We start from the raw sequence: 18,191 nt of genomic DNA on the forward strand, positions 1-18,191 counted from the left end.
GGTATTGCCGATGCCGTCCTAGGGGATTTCTTCAGCCCCACTCCCGGCGACGGGCGTTCTACCCTGGCTGAATGCACGTCGATCCCCAGGCGCCCGAAATCACGGAGAACGACTTCGTCGCGATGATGCGGGCCACGAAACTCTGCGTCCTGATCCACGACGCCGGCACCAAGAACATCCTGTGGGCGAACCCGGCCGCGTGCGAGATGCTCGGCTGGAGCGTCACCGAACTGCGCCCGCTCAAGGCCAACCACATGAGCAGCTCGGCCCAGCAGTACGACCGCGTGATCGGCAGGGCCTGGCTGCAGGAGGCCGTCGACAAGGGCGCCAGCAGTATCGAGTGGCACTACCGCTCCAAAAGCGGCCGGGTGATCCCCACCGACGCGGTCGCGGTCCGGGTGGAACTGGACCGGGGCACCGCCGTCATGGTGCAGTTCCGCGACATCGAGCGGGAACAGCAGATCGAGCGGGAGCTGCGGCTGACGACGTCGTACATCGATGCGCTGGCCCGGCACACGTCGACGATCGCGCTCATGCTCGATTCGGCCGGAACACTGCGGTTCGCCACGGACACGGCGGTGGCGCGCATCGGCGCGGCTCCGAACGAACCGCTGGGCCCGCTGACCACGTACGGCAGGCTGTGGCTGGAGGCACGCACGGTCACGTGGGACGAGGCGCTGGCGCGCGCGAACCCGTCGACCCCGATCCAGCTGGAGATCCCCCAGCGCGACGGAACATCGGTGTGGCTGGAGGGGAGCCTCGAATCCGTGCAGGACGCCGGGGACCATGCGCTGCTGATGATCCTGCACGACGTGTCCGACCGGGTTCAGGGCGAGGTGCGCCGCGAGCGCGAGCTCCACCGGGAGAACTATCTGGCGCGGTACAACGCGATGGGCGACATGGCGATGGCGATCGCCCACGAGCTGGGCCAGCCGCTCGCGGCCGCGGGGAACTTCCTCGCAGGCGTGCGGGCCCGGAGCCAGTCGCTGGCCGAGGCGGGCGAGGTCCCGCCCGAGGCCGCCTCCCAGCTGTCGTTCGGCGTCGACAGAGCGACCGGGCAGATCGAACGCGCCAGCACGATCGTCGACGCGGTGCGCGAGTTCGTCGGCCACCTGGAGCAGGTGGACCAGGTCGTGGACCTGAACGACGTGCTCGACCAGTGTCTCCACTTCGTCCGGCTCCGGGCGGTGCCCGCCGGCGTGACCGTCGAGGTGCACCGGTATCCCGAACCGGTGATGGTGCGCTGCGAACGCGTGCTCACGGGGCAGGTACTGCTCAACTTCTGCGTCAACGCGATCGACGAGATGACCTCGTGCCAGCAGCAGCGGCGGCAGCTCACGGTCACCACCCGCATCGACGACGGCTTCGGTGTCCTCACGGTCGACGACCGGGGTCGCGGACTGGCCCACGATCCGTTCGAGGAGTCGTTCACCTCGAAGGCGTACGGCAGTGGCATCGGCCTGGCCCTCAGCTATCGCGTCATCACCCGGCAGCACGGCCGGATCTGGGCCGAACCGCGGGACGAGGGCGGATCGCGGTTCGGCTTCGCGCTGCCGCTCGCCCGCGACGACGCGGAGTAGGGGAAACCCTCAACGGGGCCGGTGGAAGTCTCGATATCGACGGCGCCGGTCGGCGTCGTAACGTCGCAGCCGGAACCGGACAACGGCGCCCACGCGCTCGTCGCAGGAGGAATCGTGTCAGAGCTGTCCAATGCCCAGCGTGAGTTCCGCTCCGCGATGGCCCGACTTCCCGCGGCGGTCAACGTGATCACCACGGACGGCGCGCTCGGCCCCGCCGGCATGACGGTGAGCGCGACGTGCTCGGTGACCGACGACCCACCCACGATGCTGGTGTGTGTGAACCGGTCGAGCCGCTCGCACGACATCTTCACGACCAACGGCCGGGTCGCCGTCAACGTGCTCGGCGCGGACCAGGACGAACTCGCGCTCCACTTCGCCGGCGCGACGAAGGTTCCGACCGCCGAACGCTTCGCCGAAGGGTCCTGGGACTTCGGCACCCACGGCGTTCCCGTGCTGCAGGACGCACTGGTCGCGGTCGTCGGCCGGATCGTCGCCGAGCGCACGCTCGGCTCCCATTCGGTGCTGTTCGTCGAGGTCGACGCCGTCCACGCGCACGCGGACACCGGCGCGCTCGTCTATTTCCAGCGCCAGTTCCACAGTCTTGCCACGCCGTCGCCCGAGCACGTGGGCACCGGCGCGTGAGCACTCATGCGAAGGAGGGTCTCGTGACCGAGCGGGACGACGACGGTATTCGGATGACGCTGACCTGCTACAACGACACGCACGGGTACGGCTGGCGGCATGTCGACCTCTTCGAGCACGACCGCGACGGCCGGGAGCGGAGCTGGGTGCACTGGCAGGTTCCCGAGGACGGGCCCGAGGCCGCCGACGCCGTGACCGCCGCGGTGGAGCCGTTGCTGCGGCGCACCTCGGAATGGCGGCACGGCGTGAGCGCGAGCGGCATGGACTACTGGGTCGCCGACGCGGCCTGGGATCAGGCGTGACGGGCCCGGCGGCGCCGCGGGGACCGTGGTCGCTGCGCGAACTGCACCGTGACCTCCGCGACGGGCGGACCACCCCTGCCGACGCGCTCGCCCGCTCGCGCGCGGCCGTCGCCGACACCGAATCCGAGGTGCACGCCTGGGTGGCGCGCGATCCGGAACCCGAGCCCCGCGCCACCGGCCCGCTGGGCGGCGTTCCGCTCGGGGTCAAGGACATCATCGACGTGGCGGGATTCCCGACGAGATGCGGCACGTCGTTGCGGGAACACGCCGCACCGGCCGGCACCGACGCCGCGATCGTCACGGCGTGGCGCCGGGCCGGTGCGATTCCGGTCGGCAAGACGGTCACCACGGAGTTCGCCTACTTCTCGCCGGGGCCCACCCGGAACCCGCGAGCCCTCGGCCACACCCCGGGTGGCTCGTCGAGCGGATCCGCCGCCGCCGTCGCCTCGGGCCACGTCCCCCTGGCTCTGGGCACCCAGACCGCGGCCTCGGTGACCCGGCCCGCGTCCTACTGCGGCGTGGCATCGCTGGTCCTGACCCACGGCCGGATTCCCATGACCGGCACCGCCGGGTTGAGCCCGAGCTTCGACAGCCACGGCCTGTACACCGCCGGCGTCACCGACCTCGCGCTGGCCTGGTCCGCGCTCACCGGCGAGGCGGATCCCGGTGCGACGGCACCCCGCCCACCACGACTGCTGCTGTGGACCGCGAAATCGCTCGGTGTCGTCGAGGACGGGATGCGCGAGGCGGTCGACGCGGCGGCGCGGCGGCTGGCCGACGCGGGCGCGGTCGTGGACGCGTTCCCGGAAGAGGGCCTCGTCGCCGAGGCGGTCGCGGCCCAGAAGATCGTGATGGCCTACGAGGCCGCCCGGGAACGCGCTGCGGAACTGGCCGTGGCGTCCCGTCTCAGCGAGCAGCTCGCGACCCTGCTCCGGTCCGGCGAGGCCATGGCACCCGCCGAGTACGACGCCGCACGCAGCCGGCTCGCGGAGATCGGCAGCGCGCTGACAGACCTGTCGGCGTCCTACGACGCCGTCGTGGGCCCCGCCGCACCCGGCCCGGCGCCGGTGGGCCTGTCGGCCACGGGAGACCCGATCCTCAGCAGGCCGTGGCAGGCGCTCGGCCTGCCGGTGGTCACCGTGCCGGGGACCGCCGACGCCGCCGGACTGCCGCTCGGCGTGCAGCTCGTCGGGAGAGCCTGCGGCGAGCACGCCCTGCTGACCGCCGGATGCTGGACCGAGAGTGCCCTCCGCGGCCGGGAGTGACGCCCGGCCGCGGAGGGATCAGATCGAGACCCGGTGCAGCAGGATGTCCCGCACCAGCGCGCCGAGCGTCTCGGACTCGGTCTTGGACTTGATGCGGGCACGGTGGACGTCGACCGTCTTCACGCTCATCCCCAGCTGCTTGGCGATGAGCTGACTGGACAGGCCCTCGATGACCAGCCGGAGCACCTCGCGTTCGCGGTGGGTGAGCGTCTCGATCCGCTGCGTGATCTCCCGGCGTCCCGCGTACTCGGCGAACCGCTCCTTGGCCTCGTGCAGGTGCTTCTGGACGACCTCGAGCATCCGCTGTGTCTGGTAAGGCTTCTCCAGGAAGTCGACCGCACCCTGTTGGAGCGCCCGCACCGACATCGGAATGTCGCCGTGGGCCGAACAGAAGATCACCGGTGCCGGGTAGTCGGCGTCGAGCAGGCGCTCCTGCAGCTGGAATCCGCTGATCTCCGGCATGCGGATGTCGAGGATGACGACCGCGGGCTCGTCGGCGTCGAACTCGTCGAGGAACGACGTCGCGTCCGGGTAGCTCAGCGCCTGTATCCCCACGCTCTCGAACAGGAACACCAGCGACTGCCGCAGATCCTCGTCGTCGTCCACGATGTGCACGACCGGGTCCGGACCGGACGGTTCGGTCGATGGCATCGGGCTGTCCTTCCGCGGGGTCGTGACGGATCCGGCTGCTGCGCCCCTCCTACGGCTTCATGAGCACCGAGGCCGCAGGATAGTCCCTCGCCCAGTTCTCGCCCAGCGGCGCGACGAACACGTTCTCGGTGCGGGTCCTGGTGATCCGCCACGATCCGCCGTCCTTCCGGAAGGAATTGCTCAGGCGGCTCGACCGCAGCAGGCCCGTTCCGTCGGAGAACAGCCACGGTTGCATGTGGATCCATTGGCCGGTGGCGGTGTCGCCGTCGACCCGGATCTGTTCGGACGTCAGGTAGTGGGCGTTCAGCACGAGCGCCGGGTTCCGCTCGGCTGCCCAGAACCGCTCGAAGTGTGCGCGGATCGCCGCGGCGCCTTCGGCCCTGCCGAACTGGTTGTCGTAGTACTCGCCCACGCCCTCCCAGACCGCGTCCTCGGTGTAGAGCTCCATGATGAGGTCGATGCGGTGCTGATCGTCCCGGACTCCGAACTCGGGATTCGGGGTGTCGCACAGGAACATGTAGCGCGCCTGCAGCCGGCGGATGTCGGCCTCGGCCTCCAGCGCCTCGACCCGTGAGACGAGCGCATCGATCGTCCTGTCCTCACTCATCGGTTGCATCTCTCCTTCGTTATCGAGCTGTACGGTCGGTCCGATCGGCGCTGCTGGTCCGGTCACCGCGTGCCCACGGACTGTCCCTCGTCCTCGGCGCCGCCGCGCCCGGTGACCGCCTTCGTCCGGAGCATGCGGAACACGGCACGGTCACGTTCGGCAGCCGCGCCGTGGGCCGGCGCCGTCACTGCCACGGCGATCGACACGAGCAGGCTCAGCGGCACCGTCACCAGTGCGGGGTTGCTGAAGCCCAGGACCGCGGACGAGCCGAGCACGGCGGGGCTGAGCAGGATGATCCCCATCGAGCTCACGAGTCCCACTGCCATACCCCACAGCACGGCCCGCGCCGTCATCCGGCGCCAGTAGATCGTGAGCAGCAGGGCGGGCAGGTTGGCGCTGGCGGCGACGGCGAACGCGAGCGAGGCGAGGAAGGCGACGTTCTGATCCACGGCGGCCAGCGCCAGCAGCACACCGACCGCACAGGTCGCCAGCGTCGCGATCCGTGCGGACACCAGCTGTGCCCGCGGAGTCACCGAACCGCGTTTGATCACCTGGGCGTACAGATCGTGGGCGATGGCTCCGGATGCCGCGATGACGAGTCCGGACAGCACCGCGAGGATCGTCACGAAGGCCACCGCGGACACGAGCGCGAGCAACGCCCCTCCCCCGACGGTCTCGGCCAGCTGCGCGACCGCGAGGTTGCCCGCGGGATTCTGAGCCGTGATCGCATCCCGCCCCACGATCAGGGAGGCGCCGTAGCCGATCACCGGGATCATCAGATAGAACGCGGTGAACACCCAGATCGCGGTGATCGCCGACGACCGTGCTGCGCGAGCGTTGGGGACGGTGAAGAACCGGATCATGACGTGCGGCAGGCCCAGCACACCGAGCACGAGACCGAACACCTGGGACAGCTGGTCGAAACCGGCCAGCGCGGACTCCCGGACCGGCGCGACGGCCTCGGCCCCGAACGTCTCGAACGCGTCCTGGAACACGCCCAACGGGTTGCCCCCGTAGCGGACGAGCACGAGCACGAACAGGGTGACCGCGCAGGCCAGCATCAGTGTGGTCTTCACGATCTGGATCCAGCTCGTGGCCAGCATTCCACCGAGCATGGTGTAGACGGTCGTCAGGCCGCCGATCACCAGTACGGCCACGGTGTAGTCGATCCCGAACAGCAGCCGCACGAGCAGGGCCGCACCGACGAACTGCGCCACGAGGTAGAGGGTGCTGATGATCAGCGTGCTGCCCGCCATCACGGCCCGGACGCTGCGGCCGTCGAACCGGGTGGCCAGCACGTCCGCGAGGGTGAACCGGCCGAGGTTGCGGAGCGGTTCGGCCACCAGCAGCAGCGCGAGCACGTACGCCACCGGCACGAACACCGCGAGGTAGAAGCCGCTGAAGCCGGACAGGGCGATCGCTCCGGTCACGCCGAGGAACGACGCCGCCGACACGTAGTCGCCGGCGATGGCCAGGCCGTTCTGCTTGCCGGTGAGCTGGCCGTCGGCGACGAAGTGGTCCGCGGCCGACTTGCCCCGCCGCGCCGCGACGTAGGTGATGACCAGCGTGAGCCCGACCAGGACGCTGAAGATGATCGCGGAATAGATGTTCATGACCGCTGCTCCTTCCAGGCCTGCTCCGACGCCCGGTCGAGTTCCCTGGCACGCACCGAGTACCGGGCCGCGGCGAAGAGCGCGACGGGGAACTGCACGAACGCGTAGATCCACGCCCACGTGAGCCCGCTACCGACCACACCGTCCAGCACATCCGTGAACTGTCCGAGAATGGGAAGCGGGAAGAAAAACAAACACGTCAGTGCGGAAAGCTTTCCCACGAGCCGCGTCCGTTTCCGGACCAGGTCGTCGAAAACGTTCCATTCCGTTTCGGCCGGCTCGGGCCCTGGCACTCCGGGATCGTCGTGCGGCATATCCGCGCCCCTTCTGTCATCGGTCGAGGGCCGCGGCCGTCGACCGGTACTGCGAAGCCTGGCAACATAACCACCAGCTCGTCATTGAGCCCTCACGGACGCAACCGGTTCGGGTACTCGCAGAGGCTACGAACCCGCTTTCCGTGCCGACAATGAGCGTTACTCCCCTTCGGGATCGGAGAAATCCCGCCCGCCGCTAAAGAAATCCCCGATACCGCCGGAAGGTGCCCTGTGCTGTGACGCACTGTGCTGTTGCGCACCGGGCAGGCGGCTCACGGCAGCTGTCTCACCGCAGACCGGCTCACGCGGGCCGGTTCACGGCAGGCTGCGGCCGATGCCGCGGGCCGCGACCTGCAGCGCGGTCAGCAGCCGGGTGCGTTCCCGTTTGAGCGTGGGCACGACGATGCCCAACGCGGCCACGACCTCCTGCTCGCCGTCTCCGGATGCGGCCCGCGCGATCGGCACGGCGATGGAGCAGGCGCCGAGGGTCATCTCGTCCTCGGTCGTCGCGTAGCCCTCGCGCCGGACCGCGGCGAGCTGCCTGCGCAGGCGTTCCGGATGCGTGATCGTGTGCACGGTCGGCCGCCGCAGGTCCGTGGCCAGGTAGTCCTCGCGCAGCTGCGCGGGTGCGTGGGCGAGCAGCACCTTCCCGACTCCGGTGGAGTGCAGCGGGAGCCGCGAGCCCGCGCGGCTGACGACCGGCACCGAGGCCCGGCCCGACAGCCGGTCGAGGTACAGCACCTCGGCCCCGTCCCGGACGGCGAGGTGGACGGTCGCGCGGGTCGCCGCGTGGATGTCGCTCAGGAACGGCGAGGCGACCTGCTGGAGTTCGGTCTGTTCGGGGGCGAGCATGCCCACGTCCCACAGCCGCCTGCCGATCGCGTACCGGCCGCCGGAGTCCCGGGTCAGTGCCTCGCCCGCGACGAGTTCCCGCAGCAGGCGGTGCACCGTCGGCACGGGCAGGTCGGCACGCCGCGCCAGCTCCGTGACGCCGAGTCTGCGGTGCCCGTTGTCGAACGCGTACAGCACGGCCAGCACCCGGGACACCACGGTCGCGCCCGGCGACGAGACGTTGCCCGGCATTCGCCCACCTTTCACTGAGTGAAAGCCCACTCTAGCCCCGGGCGTGATCGCCGCGCACGATGTGGGTCATGACGTCCGCAACGCAGCGGTCCATCTCCGACGAGATCGCGCAGCTCCACACCACGGCGCAGCCCGGCGAAACCCGCACCCGCCTGGACTTCGCCCCGTACCGCAGCTCCGTGCTGCGCCACCCCACGAAACAGCCCCTCACCGTCGACCCCGACGACGTCGAACTCGCGGCACCCGTCTTCGGCCAGTCCGATGTGGACCCGATCGAGGCGGATCTGACCCTCCATCCCCAGGGCGAACCGATCGGCGAGCGCATGGTCGTGACCGGCCGGGTCCTCGACGCCGAAGGGCGGCCGGTGCGGGGCCAGCTGGTCGAGATCTGGCAGGCCAACGCCGCCGGGCGTTACGTGCACAAGCGCGACCAGCATCCCGCTCCGCTCGACCCGCACTTCCACGGCGCGGGCCGGTGCCTGACCGACGACGAGGGCCGCTACCGGTTCACGACCGTCAAACCGGGCCCGTATCCCTGGCGGAACCACGACAACGCCTGGCGGCCCGCACACATCCATTTCTCACTGTTCGGCCGGGAGTTCACGCAACGGCTCGTGACGCAGATGTACTTCCCCGGCGATCCGCTGTTCCCGCTCGACCCGATCTTCCAGTCCATCACCGACGAGACGGCGCGACAGCGGCTCATCGCGACTTACGACCACGACATCACCACCCACGAGTGGGCCACCGGATACCGCTGGGACATCGTGCTGACCGGCTCGCACGGCACCCCGATGGAGGAGGACACCGATGGGTGAGCACGCACCGAGCGCCCCGACCCCCGGCCAAACCGTCGGCCCGTTCTTCCACTACGCCCTCCCTTACGACGACGGCCCGCGGCTCGCACCCACCGGCGCACCGGACACGATCCGCCTGCACGGCACCGTGTACGACGGCGAGGGAGCTCCGGTTCCCGACGCCCTGCTGGAGATCCGGCAGGCCGACGCGTCCGGCCGCGTGCCCGCCACCGAGGGGTCGCTGCGCCGCGACGGCCGGTTCACCGGCTGGGGCAGGGCCGCGACCGACACGGCGGGCCGCTACGCCTTCAGGACCGTCGAACCGGCACCGGCCGGAGAGGGCGCGGCCGCCTACTTCGCGGTGACCGTGTTCGCACGCGGCCTGCTGGACCGGCTGTTCACCCGCATCTACGTCCCCGGCCGGAACCTCGACGGCGACTCGCTGCTCAGCGGGCTGCCCGCCGAACGCCGCGGCACACTGATCGCCATGCGCGATTCCGACGGCGATCTGCACCACGACATCCGGCTCCAGGGCGAGCGCGAGACGGTGTTCCTGACGTTCCCGGGCCACGACCGATGAGCGGCCTGCTCGAACCGGGAGCGCACCGGGCCGCCGGACTGATCGGCGACGCCGCGGTGGCCGAGGCCCTGCGTACGGTCGAGATCGCCTGGCTGCGCGCACTCGCCGCGACCGGGGCGCTGGAAGCCGCCGAGGCCGACCGCGCGGCCGAGGCACTCAGCGGGGCGCGGCTCGACCTCGCCGATCTCTCGCGGAAGGCCGAGGACGCGGGCAATCCCGTGGTGCCGCTCGTCGCGGCGTTACGCGATGCCCTCGGCGACGAGAGCCTCGCCGCGCGCGTGCACCGCGGGCTGACCAGCCAGGACACCCTGGACACCGCGCTCGTGCTGCTGACCAGGGACGCATTCGACCGGATCGGCACGGACCTCGGCGCCACCGCGGACCGGCTGGCGACGCTGGCCGCACGGCACCGGGACGCCGTCATGCCCGGCCGCACGCTCACGCAGTACGCCGTCCCGGTGACCTTCGGGCTGACGGCGGCACAGTGGCTCGCCGGTGTCCTCGACGCCCGTGACGCCGTCCGGGACCGCAGGGACCACCTCCCGGTGCAGTGCGGCGGCGCTGCGGGCACGCTGTCGCTCGTGGCCGAGTTCGGGACCGATCCCGTGGCGACGGCACGCGCCTTCGCGGCCGAACTCGCACTCCGATGGCCCGGACTGCCCTGGCACACCCGCCGCCGCCCGGTGACCGACGCCGGCGACGCGCTCGTCGGCGTGTGCGACGCACTCGGAGTCGTCGCCACCGACGTCGGCGTGCTGAGCAGGCCCGAGATCGCCGAGGTCCGCGAGGGCGCTGCCCCTGGACGCGGCGGGTCGTCGACCATGCCGCACAAGCGCAACCCCGTGCTGTCCGTCCTGGTCCGCAGTGCGGCGCTGCAGGCGCCGCAGCTCGGCGCGCAGCTGCATCTCGCGGCCGCGCAGGCCGTCGATCAACGGCCGGACGGGGCGTGGCACACCGAATGGCCCGCGCTTCGCCGCCTGCTCGAACTCACGATCACCGCCGCAGCGCAGGCTGCCGAGCTCACGGCGGGGCTGGAGGTCGACACCGCCCTGATGCGGGCTCGCACCGACGATGCCGCGGACCAGCTGCTCGCCGAACGGGGCGGCGCCGGCGAACGGCCCGATGACCCGGCCGAGTACCTCGGTGCCACAGCCCGGTTCATCGACGCCGTCCTCGACCGCCACCGCAGCAGCTAAGACCCGGCCGACCCGACGACGGGAGAAAGTCATGTCCGACCCGTACGATGACGGCATGCGGGTGCGCCGCGACGTGCTCGGCGACGCGCACGTCGACCGCGCCGAAACACGCAAGAACGAGTTCACCGAGGACTTCCAGGACCTCATCACCCGCTATGCATGGGGCAGCGTGTGGACCCGCCCCGGCCTCGACCGGCGCATGCGCAGCGTCGCGGTGCTCACGGCGCTGCTCGCCCACGGCCACTGGGACGAGTTCGCCATGCACGTGCGGGCGGCCCGCACGAACGGCCTGACGGTCGAGGAGATCCGTGAGGTGATCCTGCAGAGCGCCGTCTACTGTGGAGTTCCCGCCGCCAACCACGGATTCGCCGTGGCACAACAGGTGTTGGACGAGCAGCGCGTGGCCGACGAGAAACAGTTTCGCGAGGACGAGCCGGTTCCCGGCAAGGACGGCGGCGGCGAGGACGGCGACGACCGGACCGGCGGGGCATGAGCGCGCGCGAGGTCACCACCACGAGCGTGGGGATCGTCGGCGGCGGCCCGGCGGGACTGATGCTCTCCCACCTCCTCGCACGGCGCGGGATCGACTCGGTCGTCGTGGACCATCGCAGCCGCGACGAGATCGAACGGACCGCGCGCGCCGGGATTCTGGAGGCCGACAGCGTACGGCTGCTCAGCGAGACCGGGGTGTCCGACCGCGTCCTGGCCGAGGGTGATCGGCACCGGGGCACGTATCTCGCCTTCGGCGGGCAGCTGCACCACATCGACTTCCAAGAACTGGCCGGGGCGTCGGTGTGGCTGTACCCGCAGACCGAGGTGTTCGTCGACCTCGCCGACGCCCGCGCCGCCGCGGGTGCGGACGTGCGGTTCGGCGTCGGCGACACGACGGTCCACGACGTCACCGGTGAACGGCCCTCGATCCGGTTCACCGACGCCGACGGCAGCGCCCACGAGGTGCGGTGCCGGTACCTGGTCGGTGCGGACGGCTCCCACAGCCTGTGCCGCCACGCCGTTCCGCCCGCGGAGATCCGGCAGTACCGCAAGGAATATCCCTTCGCGTGGTTCGGCATCCTCTGCGAGGCGCCGAAGAGTGCACCGGAGCTGATCTACAACCACTCCGAGCGCGGGTTCGCGTTGGTCAGCCAGCGAACCGAGACGACGCAGCGGATGTACTTCCAGTGCGATCCCCACGAGGACGTCGATGCGTGGTCGGACGATCGGATCTGGTCCGAACTGCAGGCCCGGGTCGGAGCGAACGGGCACCGGCTGGAAGAAGGTCCGATCACCGGGAAAACGGTCCTGCGGTTCCGCAGCAACGTCGTGGAACCCCTGCACTACGGAAACCTGGTGCTGGCAGGCGATGCCGCGCACACCGTCCCGCCGACGGGCGCCAAAGGTCTCAACCTGGCGCTGGCCGATGTGCGCGTCCTTGCGGAGACCCTCGAACGGGCGCTAGCCGACGGCGACGACGAGGCGCTGGACGAGTACTCCCGGCGGGCGCTCGACCGGGTCTGGCGCTCGCAGCACTTCTCGTACTGGATGAGCTCGATGCTGCACCGGCCGCCCGGGGCCGACGAGTTCGACCTCCGCCGCCAGGTCGCGGAGCTGCGCTCGGTGGTGCGGTCGACGGCGGGCGCGACCTACCTCGCGGAGGCCTACACCGGCTGGCCCTCCGGCTGACCTGGCCGCCGGGTCGCTCCGGGTGACGACGAACCACAGCTGCGCGTGACCGGATTCCTCTCCTGCCGGGCTTGAACCCGGTAGCCCGCACTGACAGGCTTCCGTTCGCCGCGGCGTCCGCATCGCGGCGAACGAACACGTTCTCGGCGCAGGAGGAACACCGTGGTGAACCCGGCTCGCACGCTGACCGGTGCACTCGAACCCGTCGTCGCACAGGTCTACTTCGCACAGGAGTGCCACGACGCCTACGAGAAGCTCGGGTTCAACGGCAGCCCCGGCTCGCGGGACGGCGTGCCCAATCCGGACGGCACCGCGTATTTCACGAGCCGCGGCTCGGTCCTGGGCCAGGTCTCCGGTGACGTCGTCGCCGCGACGTTCGCCGTGTTCAATCCCGAGGTCGTCGTTCCGGCCGTCGCCTACGGCTGGTCGCTCACCGACGCCGCGACGATCTGCCGGACACGGACCGACGGGGCGATCCGCCGGCTCACCGCCGTCCTCGGCGACCACCCGGACCGGCTCGACGAGGCACGGCCACTGCTGGAACGGGCCGTCGAACCGCTTCGCCCCGAAGGAAAACCGCTGTTCGCCGGGCTCCGCTCACTGGGACTGCCCGGCGACCCCGTCGGCGACGTGTGGCGGCTCGGCGACATGCTCCGCGAGTACCGCGGCGACGCGCACATCGCAGCCTGGACCAGCGCCGGATTCGACGCCACGGAGATCGGCCTGCTCACCGAGCTGTACTGGGGCATGCCCATGCGCACCTACATCCGCTCGCGCGCCTGGTCACCCGAACACCTCGACGCCGCCGAGGAACGGCTCATCGGCCGCGGCCTCGTCGCCGACGGCGCACTGACCGACCAGGGCAGGGCCGAACGCGAAGCGATCGAGACCGCCACCGACCGCCAGTGCCTGCCGATCGTCGACGCACTCGGCGACGATCTGGAGACGCTCGTCGAGATCCTGCGCCCCTGGAGCCGCCGGGTGTGCGACGCAGGCAGTTATCCGGCGTCCGGCCCGATGGCGCGGACCGACCGGCAGTAACACACCGGCGTGTCGACATGCCGGCATCGGCGTACCCGCGCGGTGCCGGCTGTCGACGGCCCCACCCGGCGGTTACGCCGGGCGCCCGGTACCCGATCCCGTCGCGTCGTCGGGCGGGAGCGGCCAGTTCGGAAGGCCGTCGGGGATGTCCGTGCTGGGCCGCCCGGGGAACTGGGCGGCCCGCTTGTCGAGGAACGCTGCTACGCCCTCCGCCGCGTCCGCACCGGCGCCGAGGGCGTGCATCGCACGGGAGTCGGCCCGATGCGCGTCCCACGGCGTGGCCGAGCCGAGCATGCCCCACAGCAGCTGACGGGCGACCGCGACCGAGACGGCCGACGTGTTGTCGGCGATCTCCGAGGCGAGTGCGGTCGCGGACTCGAGCAGCCGGTCGCCGGGAACCACCCGGGACACGAGTCCGCCGTCACGGGCCTCTTCCGCGTCGAACACCCGCCCGGTGGCGACCCACTCCATGGCCCGCGAAATGCCGACGATGCGGGGCAGGAACCACGTCGAGGTCGCTTCGGGGACGATGCCCCTGCGGGCGAACACGAATCCGAACCGGGCGTCCTCGGCGGCGATCCGGATGTCCATCGGCAGCGTCATCGTCACGCCGACGCCGACCGCGGGCCCGTTGATGGCACCGATCACGGGTTTGCGGCACGAGGCGATGCGCAACGACACCGTGCCGCCGCCGTCCCGCGGTACGCCGTCGATCTCACCGTGCGCGGAACGCCGGTCGTCCCCGTCGCCGGCATCGAAGGTATCGGCACCGCCGCCGAGGTCGGCGCCGGCACAGAACCCGCGCCCCTCACCGGTCACGATCACCACCCGCACGTCGTCGTCGGCATCGACCCTGTCGAACACGTCGACGAGCTCGTGAGCCATCGTGGTGGTGAAGGCGTTCAACCGCTCAGGACGGTGCAGGGTCACCGTGGCGATCGGTCCGGACACCTCGTAGCGAATCTCGGCGTACTCGCCCATTCCGTGCCACCGTCCCCTTCGACAGGCCGCAACGATCGTTGATCATCGGCCAAGCTAGCAGCGCGGTGCGGCACACCCAAGCCCTGCTCGGCCGGTGCCCGCCGACGCTGCCCGCCGACAGTCACCCGTCGTGACTTCGGACACGCCGACCTTTCGGGCATCGCAGGGTAGATTCGATGAGATGAATGCCGACAGCCCGCCCGAGGCGCCGTCGTGGTTCGACGCCGCGCTGGCCGAGAAACCCGAGCACCGGGACACGACGGTCGACGGCGGCAAGATCCACCTGCGCTGCTGGGGTGAGACGGACCGCCCGGGCTTGGTGCTCGTGCACGGCGGGTCCGCCCATTCCGGATGGTGGGATCACATCGCGCCGCTGCTCGCACCGCAACGGCGGGTCGTGGCCGTCGATCTGTCCGGTCACGGCGACAGCGCCGCCAGGGATGCCTACGACATCACGCTCTGGGCACGTGAGGTCGTCGCCGCCGCTGATGCGGGAGGCATAGCCGGTCCGTTCCACGTCGCCGGGCACAGCATGGGCGGCTGGGTCACCGCGCAGACCGGCGCCGAGTTCGGAGACCGGCTCACCGGCCTCACGATCATCGATTCGCCCCTGAACGACCATCCGCCCGAGGAGCGCACGGCACGGCCCGTCCGTGTCCACCCGGACCGGGAGACGATCCTCGGCCGGTTCCGCACGCTACCGCCGCAGGACGTCCTGTTGCCCTACGTTCGCCGGCACATCGCCGAGGAATCCGTGCGGCCGGTGGAGGGCGGCTGGACCTGGAAGTTCGACCCGACGATCACGGTTCCGCACACGCCGCTGCGCGGCATCCTCCCCCGCATCGGCTGCCCGACCTCGTTCCTCCGCGCGGAGCACGGCCTCGTCCCGCCGGACATGGCTCAGCAGATCCGGTCCCTCCTGCGTCCGCACAGCATGCTGGTCGACCTGCCGGACGCGGGCCACCACCCGATGCTGGACCGGCCGCTGGCCCTCGTCACGGCACTGCGCACGATCCTCGCCGCGGCCGGCGACTGACCGCCGGCAACCGGCCACCGTCGCCCCACCCCCGCGGCCGATCGACGGAAGCCGGTGACGTCCCTAGCCTGCCGGCTCCGCGAGCGCGGCCGTCACCGCCGGCCATGCCGTGCTGAGCGGATCGATCACCTCGAAGTGGCCGGCGTCGGGAACCACGACCAGTGTCGCCGCCGGATGACTGTCCACATACGACTCGCTGACCGAGACCGGCAGCCGGTCTTCGGCCCCGTGCAGGATCGTGACCGGTCGTTGCGGTGCGGCCATCCGCGCGGGGTCGAGATCGGCGCGTTCGTCCGGCGAAGCGCCCAGGAACGCGTCGACCGCACCGTCGCCGAGCCCGAGCCGATGGGCGAGCCGCAGATCCGCCACCGGTGCGAGCGGCAGCGTGCCGAGCAGCCCCGCGGGCGGACACGCCGACGCGGCCCACAATGCCAGGTGCCCACCCGCCGAATGGCCGGAAAGGACCACCTCGCGGGCGTCCAGCTGCGCGGGCAGTTCGGCCAGCGCGGAACGGATATCGGCGACGACGTCGTCCGGCTTCCCCGGAACCCGCCGGTACTCGACGGACACCACCGGCCGGCCCTCGTCGCGGAGCGCCGCGGCGAGCGGACGCGTGTGTACCCGGTCGTAGGCCGGTCGCCAGTACCCGCCGTGGACGAACACCAGCAGCGGATGCCGCGGGGTCGCGGGCAGCCAGGCGTCCGCGACGTGCTCGGGCGCGTCGCCGTACCGCAACGTCCGGTCGGGCTCGGGCGCCGGCCGGGTCAACACGGCACGATCCATCACGATCTCCTCCCGACTGGGGGACTCCTTCTGGTCCAGGTGTGCGGCGACGCGTTCGGCACGCCCGCGTTTCGCACGGCGGGGAGACATTACCGTCGAGGCAGCACGGCGGCGTGACTGTCCTGTCCGTGCCGGCCACCTCATGGCCGAGGTGGCCGAGAACCGGAGACAGAGCAAGGGAGCCGACCCGCCGCCATGATCGACCGCACTGCCTGTGAGATCCGTGACGAGAACGATCCGCTGCGTGCCTTCCGCGAGGACTTCGTCCTCCCGGAAGGCACGATTTATCTCGACGGCAATTCGCTCGGCGCCCGAACCGCCGGTGCCGCTGCCCGAGCACACGAGGTCGTCACGAACGAATGGGGCACGGGGCTCATCCGCTCCTGGAACACGGCCGGATGGTTCGACCTTCCGGTCACGCTCGGCGAGAAGATCTCCGGCCTCGTCGGCGGCGGATCCGGCAGCACGGTCGTGACGGACTCCACGTCGATCAATCTGTTCAAGGCGGCCGCTGCGGCGCTGGACATCCAGGCCGAGGACGCCCCGGGGCGCACGGTCGTCCTCACCCAGCAGGAGAACTTCCCCTCCGACATCTACCTGCTCCAGGGGCTGACGCGGCAACTCGGCGACCACTACGAGGTTCGGCTCGTCGACGACGAGGTGGCAGCCGGTTTGCCCACGGCCCTGACCGACGAGGTGGCGCTGGTCGTCCTCAGCCATGTCAACTACCGCACCGGACGGCTCTTCGACATGGCGGCCACGACCGAGGCGATCCACGCCGGTGGCGCCGCGGTGATCTGGGACCTGTGCCATTCGGCAGGTGCCCTGGAGGTCGACCTGGCCGGATCGGGCGCGGACATGGCGATCGGCTGCACGTACAAGTTCCTCAACGGCGGCCCCGGGGCGCCGGCCTTCATCTGGGTGTCCGGGGCGTTGCAGAATCGCCGCCCCCAGCCGCTGTCGGGCTGGTGGGGGCATGCGAGGCCGTTCGACATGGCTGCCGACTACACCCCCGCCGAGGGCATCCGCCGGTTTCTCACCGGCACCCAGCCGGTCCTGTCCCTGTCTGTCGCGGAGGTCGGTCTCGACATCTTCGCCAGGGCGGACATGGCGGCGGTGCGGTCCAAATCGCTCGAACTGTCCGACCTGTTCATGACCCTGGCCGAACAGCGGCTGCCGGACCATCCGATCGAGATCGTGACCCCACGGGAGCACGAACACCGGGGTTCCCAGGTCTCGATCACGCATCCGGAGGCCTTCGCCGTCATGAGTGCCCTGATCGAGCGCGGAATCATCGGCGACTACCGCGAACCCTCCGTGCTGCGCTTCGGCCTCACGCCGCTCTACGTCGGTTTCACCGATGTCTGGGACACCGTCGAGGCCCTGCGCGACATCCTCGACAACCGCAGCTGGGACGCGCCCCGCCACCAGGTGCGCGGCGCGGTCACCTGAGCACGCAGGCAGCCGGGCGGGGCCGTACTCCCCCGGTGGCCACACGACCACCGCACGGCCACCGGCTGCCGCTACTCGGGGCTGACCACGCGGACGTGGTCGACGGGTGTCGAGAGCACCATCGTGCTCGACGGGCGTCCGTAGCCGGCCAGCCGGTCGATCAGGTCCTCGAAGGCGACCATCGACTCGGCGGCGACCTTCAGGACGCTGCACATGTCGCCGGTGACCCGGTGAATCTCCCGCACCTCGGGCCATTCGGCGACCTCGGGGTCACGCAGCACACAGCGCGGGCCGTGGCAGCTCATGTGGATGAAGGCCGCGACCGTCCAGCCGGCGCTGCCGAGGTCGACATGCGCGTGATACCCGGTGACGACCCCCGACTCCTCGAGCCTGCGCACGCGTTCGGTGACCGCGGGCGGCGACAGGTGCACCCGGCGCGACAACTCGCTGAACGACAACCGTGCGTTGTCCTGCAGTTCCCGCAGGATCTCCCAGTCCATGGCGTCCACCTGGCGATCCTTTCGTTCGTGAAGCGACAGCGAGGATATGCCGGGAGATCCACGGCAGGAACCCCGCAGGACCGTCGAG

General features: G+C 70.8%; 20 protein-coding genes. 12 read left to right on the forward strand and 8 right to left on the reverse strand.

Annotation, left to right across the window (positions count from 1 at the left end; all coding sequences use genetic code 11):
• Positions 1-71 precede the first annotated feature (71 nt).
• The 4 genes from LY41_RS19800 (at position 72) to LY41_RS19815 (ending at position 3,789) form a co-directional block, all read left to right on the forward strand.
• A complete protein-coding gene (locus LY41_RS19800; protein ID WP_253865681.1) occupies positions 72-1,580 on the forward strand; it encodes a PAS domain-containing sensor histidine kinase in 1,509 nt (502 codons plus the stop codon).
• A 114-nt stretch (positions 1,581-1,694) separates the two neighbouring features.
• Positions 1,695-2,222 carry a flavin reductase gene (locus LY41_RS19805; protein WP_253865682.1) on the forward strand — a complete coding sequence of 176 codons (528 nt, stop codon included), beginning with the start codon at positions 1,695-1,697 and terminating at the stop codon, positions 2,220-2,222.
• A gap of 23 nt (positions 2,223-2,245) precedes the next feature.
• On the forward strand, positions 2,246-2,524 hold the full coding sequence (locus tag LY41_RS19810; protein WP_253865683.1) for a hypothetical protein: 279 nt from the start codon (positions 2,246-2,248) through the stop codon (positions 2,522-2,524).
• Entirely contained in the window at positions 2,521-3,789 is a 1,269-nt protein-coding gene (locus LY41_RS19815) for an amidase (protein ID WP_253865684.1), read from the forward strand. The genes LY41_RS19810 and LY41_RS19815 overlap by 4 nt, the downstream gene beginning before the upstream one ends.
• An 18-nt stretch (positions 3,790-3,807) precedes the next feature.
• On the opposite strand, the gene LY41_RS19820 is transcribed toward LY41_RS19815, so the two are convergent.
• The 5 genes from LY41_RS19820 to LY41_RS19840 all read right to left on the reverse strand — a co-directional run bounded on the left by LY41_RS19820 (position 3,808) and on the right by LY41_RS19840 (position 8,057).
• Positions 3,808-4,440 (reverse strand): response regulator transcription factor, encoded by a 633-nt coding sequence (locus LY41_RS19820; protein ID WP_253865685.1) that lies wholly within the window; start codon positions 4,438-4,440, stop codon positions 3,808-3,810.
• A gap of 49 nt (positions 4,441-4,489) precedes the next feature.
• Positions 4,490-5,047 carry a nuclear transport factor 2 family protein gene (locus LY41_RS19825; protein ID WP_253865686.1) on the reverse strand — a complete coding sequence of 186 codons (558 nt, stop codon included), beginning with the start codon at positions 5,045-5,047 and terminating at the stop codon, positions 4,490-4,492.
• A gap of 62 nt (positions 5,048-5,109) precedes the next feature.
• Positions 5,110-6,660, reverse strand: coding sequence for a solute symporter family protein (locus LY41_RS19830; RefSeq protein ID WP_253865687.1), 1,551 nt, complete (start codon positions 6,658-6,660; stop codon positions 5,110-5,112).
• Positions 6,657-6,974 carry a DUF485 domain-containing protein gene (locus LY41_RS19835; RefSeq protein WP_253865688.1) on the reverse strand — a complete coding sequence of 106 codons (318 nt, stop codon included), beginning with the start codon at positions 6,972-6,974 and terminating at the stop codon, positions 6,657-6,659. Before LY41_RS19835 ends, LY41_RS19830 begins: the two co-directional genes overlap by 4 nt.
• Before the next feature lie 315 nt (positions 6,975-7,289).
• Positions 7,290-8,057 (reverse strand): IclR family transcriptional regulator, encoded by a 768-nt coding sequence (locus tag LY41_RS19840; RefSeq protein ID WP_253865689.1) that lies wholly within the window; start codon positions 8,055-8,057, stop codon positions 7,290-7,292.
• Positions 8,058-8,125: 68 nt separating this feature from the next.
• Between LY41_RS19840 and pcaH the strand changes: the two genes are divergently transcribed.
• The 6 genes from pcaH to LY41_RS19870 all read left to right on the forward strand — a co-directional run bounded on the left by pcaH (position 8,126) and on the right by LY41_RS19870 (position 13,351).
• Positions 8,126-8,875 (forward strand): protocatechuate 3,4-dioxygenase subunit beta, encoded by a 750-nt coding sequence (pcaH, locus tag LY41_RS19845; RefSeq protein ID WP_253865690.1) that lies wholly within the window; start codon positions 8,126-8,128, stop codon positions 8,873-8,875.
• On the forward strand, positions 8,868-9,434 hold the full coding sequence (pcaG, locus tag LY41_RS19850; protein ID WP_253865691.1) for a protocatechuate 3,4-dioxygenase subunit alpha: 567 nt from the start codon (positions 8,868-8,870) through the stop codon (positions 9,432-9,434). Before pcaH ends, pcaG begins: the two co-directional genes overlap by 8 nt.
• The gene (locus LY41_RS19855; RefSeq protein WP_253865692.1) at positions 9,431-10,630 is read left to right on the forward strand and encodes a lyase family protein; all 1,200 of its coding nucleotides are present in this window, start codon (positions 9,431-9,433) and stop codon (positions 10,628-10,630) included. The genes pcaG and LY41_RS19855 overlap by 4 nt, the downstream gene beginning before the upstream one ends.
• 31 nt (positions 10,631-10,661) lie before the next feature.
• Positions 10,662-11,123: a 4-carboxymuconolactone decarboxylase gene (gene pcaC / locus LY41_RS19860; RefSeq protein ID WP_253865693.1), complete on the forward strand. Its 462-nt coding sequence runs from the start codon at positions 10,662-10,664 to the stop codon at positions 11,121-11,123.
• On the forward strand, positions 11,120-12,310 hold the full coding sequence (locus LY41_RS19865; protein WP_253865694.1) for a 4-hydroxybenzoate 3-monooxygenase: 1,191 nt from the start codon (positions 11,120-11,122) through the stop codon (positions 12,308-12,310). Before pcaC ends, LY41_RS19865 begins: the two co-directional genes overlap by 4 nt.
• A 162-nt stretch (positions 12,311-12,472) precedes the next feature.
• Positions 12,473-13,351, forward strand: coding sequence for an SCO6745 family protein (locus LY41_RS19870; RefSeq protein WP_253865695.1), 879 nt, complete (start codon positions 12,473-12,475; stop codon positions 13,349-13,351).
• A 72-nt stretch (positions 13,352-13,423) separates the two neighbouring features.
• Here LY41_RS19870 and LY41_RS19875 read toward each other — a convergent pair whose 3' ends face one another.
• A complete protein-coding gene (locus LY41_RS19875) occupies positions 13,424-14,332 on the reverse strand; it encodes an enoyl-CoA hydratase-related protein (RefSeq protein WP_253865696.1) in 909 nt (302 codons plus the stop codon).
• 181 nt (positions 14,333-14,513) lie between these two features.
• On the opposite strand from LY41_RS19875, the gene LY41_RS19880 reads away from it, so the two are divergent.
• Entirely contained in the window at positions 14,514-15,368 is an 855-nt protein-coding gene (locus tag LY41_RS19880; protein WP_253865697.1) for an alpha/beta fold hydrolase, read from the forward strand.
• Between the two features lie 63 nt (positions 15,369-15,431).
• Here the strand turns inward: LY41_RS19880 and LY41_RS19885 are convergent, their stop codons facing one another.
• A complete protein-coding gene (locus tag LY41_RS19885; RefSeq protein WP_253865698.1) occupies positions 15,432-16,151 on the reverse strand; it encodes an alpha/beta hydrolase in 720 nt (239 codons plus the stop codon).
• Between the two features lie 195 nt (positions 16,152-16,346).
• Between LY41_RS19885 and kynU the strand changes: the two genes are divergently transcribed.
• Positions 16,347-17,603, forward strand: coding sequence for a kynureninase (gene kynU, locus LY41_RS19890; RefSeq protein ID WP_253865699.1), 1,257 nt, complete (start codon positions 16,347-16,349; stop codon positions 17,601-17,603).
• Between the two features lie 71 nt (positions 17,604-17,674).
• Here the strand turns inward: kynU and LY41_RS19895 are convergent, their stop codons facing one another.
• Entirely contained in the window at positions 17,675-18,103 is a 429-nt protein-coding gene (locus LY41_RS19895; protein WP_253865889.1) for an Lrp/AsnC family transcriptional regulator, read from the reverse strand.
• Positions 18,104-18,191: the final 88 nt, after the last annotated feature.

The organism is Prauserella halophila (assembly GCF_024171895.1).
Classification (GTDB): Bacteria; Actinomycetota; Actinomycetes; order Mycobacteriales; family Pseudonocardiaceae; genus Prauserella; species Prauserella halophila.

Bases quoted from the DNA above. Each gene is read 5' to 3' on its own strand.
- LY41_RS19800 (WP_253865681.1), top strand. From the start codon at position 72: ATGCACGTCGATCCCCAGGCGCCCGAAATCACGGAGAACGACTTCGTC.
- LY41_RS19820 (WP_253865685.1), bottom strand. From the start codon at position 4,440: ATGCCATCGACCGAACCGTCCGGTCCGGACCCGGTCGTGCACATCGTG.
- LY41_RS19825 (WP_253865686.1), bottom strand. From the start codon at position 5,047: ATGAGTGAGGACAGGACGATCGATGCGCTCGTCTCACGGGTCGAGGCG.
- LY41_RS19830 (WP_253865687.1), bottom strand. From the start codon at position 6,660: ATGAACATCTATTCCGCGATCATCTTCAGCGTCCTGGTCGGGCTCACG.
- LY41_RS19835 (WP_253865688.1), bottom strand. From the start codon at position 6,974: ATGCCGCACGACGATCCCGGAGTGCCAGGGCCCGAGCCGGCCGAAACG.
- LY41_RS19840 (WP_253865689.1), bottom strand. From the start codon at position 8,057: ATGCCGGGCAACGTCTCGTCGCCGGGCGCGACCGTGGTGTCCCGGGTG.
- pcaH (WP_253865690.1), top strand. From the start codon at position 8,126: ATGACGTCCGCAACGCAGCGGTCCATCTCCGACGAGATCGCGCAGCTC.
- pcaG (WP_253865691.1), top strand. From the start codon at position 8,868: ATGGGTGAGCACGCACCGAGCGCCCCGACCCCCGGCCAAACCGTCGGC.
- LY41_RS19855 (WP_253865692.1), top strand. From the start codon at position 9,431: ATGAGCGGCCTGCTCGAACCGGGAGCGCACCGGGCCGCCGGACTGATC.
- pcaC (WP_253865693.1), top strand. From the start codon at position 10,662: ATGTCCGACCCGTACGATGACGGCATGCGGGTGCGCCGCGACGTGCTC.
- LY41_RS19865 (WP_253865694.1), top strand. From the start codon at position 11,120: ATGAGCGCGCGCGAGGTCACCACCACGAGCGTGGGGATCGTCGGCGGC.
- LY41_RS19875 (WP_253865696.1), bottom strand. From the start codon at position 14,332: ATGGGCGAGTACGCCGAGATTCGCTACGAGGTGTCCGGACCGATCGCC.
- LY41_RS19880 (WP_253865697.1), top strand. From the start codon at position 14,514: ATGAATGCCGACAGCCCGCCCGAGGCGCCGTCGTGGTTCGACGCCGCG.
- LY41_RS19885 (WP_253865698.1), bottom strand. From the start codon at position 16,151: ATGGATCGTGCCGTGTTGACCCGGCCGGCGCCCGAGCCCGACCGGACG.
- kynU (WP_253865699.1), top strand. From the start codon at position 16,347: ATGATCGACCGCACTGCCTGTGAGATCCGTGACGAGAACGATCCGCTG.
- LY41_RS19895 (WP_253865889.1), bottom strand. From the start codon at position 18,103: ATGGACTGGGAGATCCTGCGGGAACTGCAGGACAACGCACGGTTGTCG.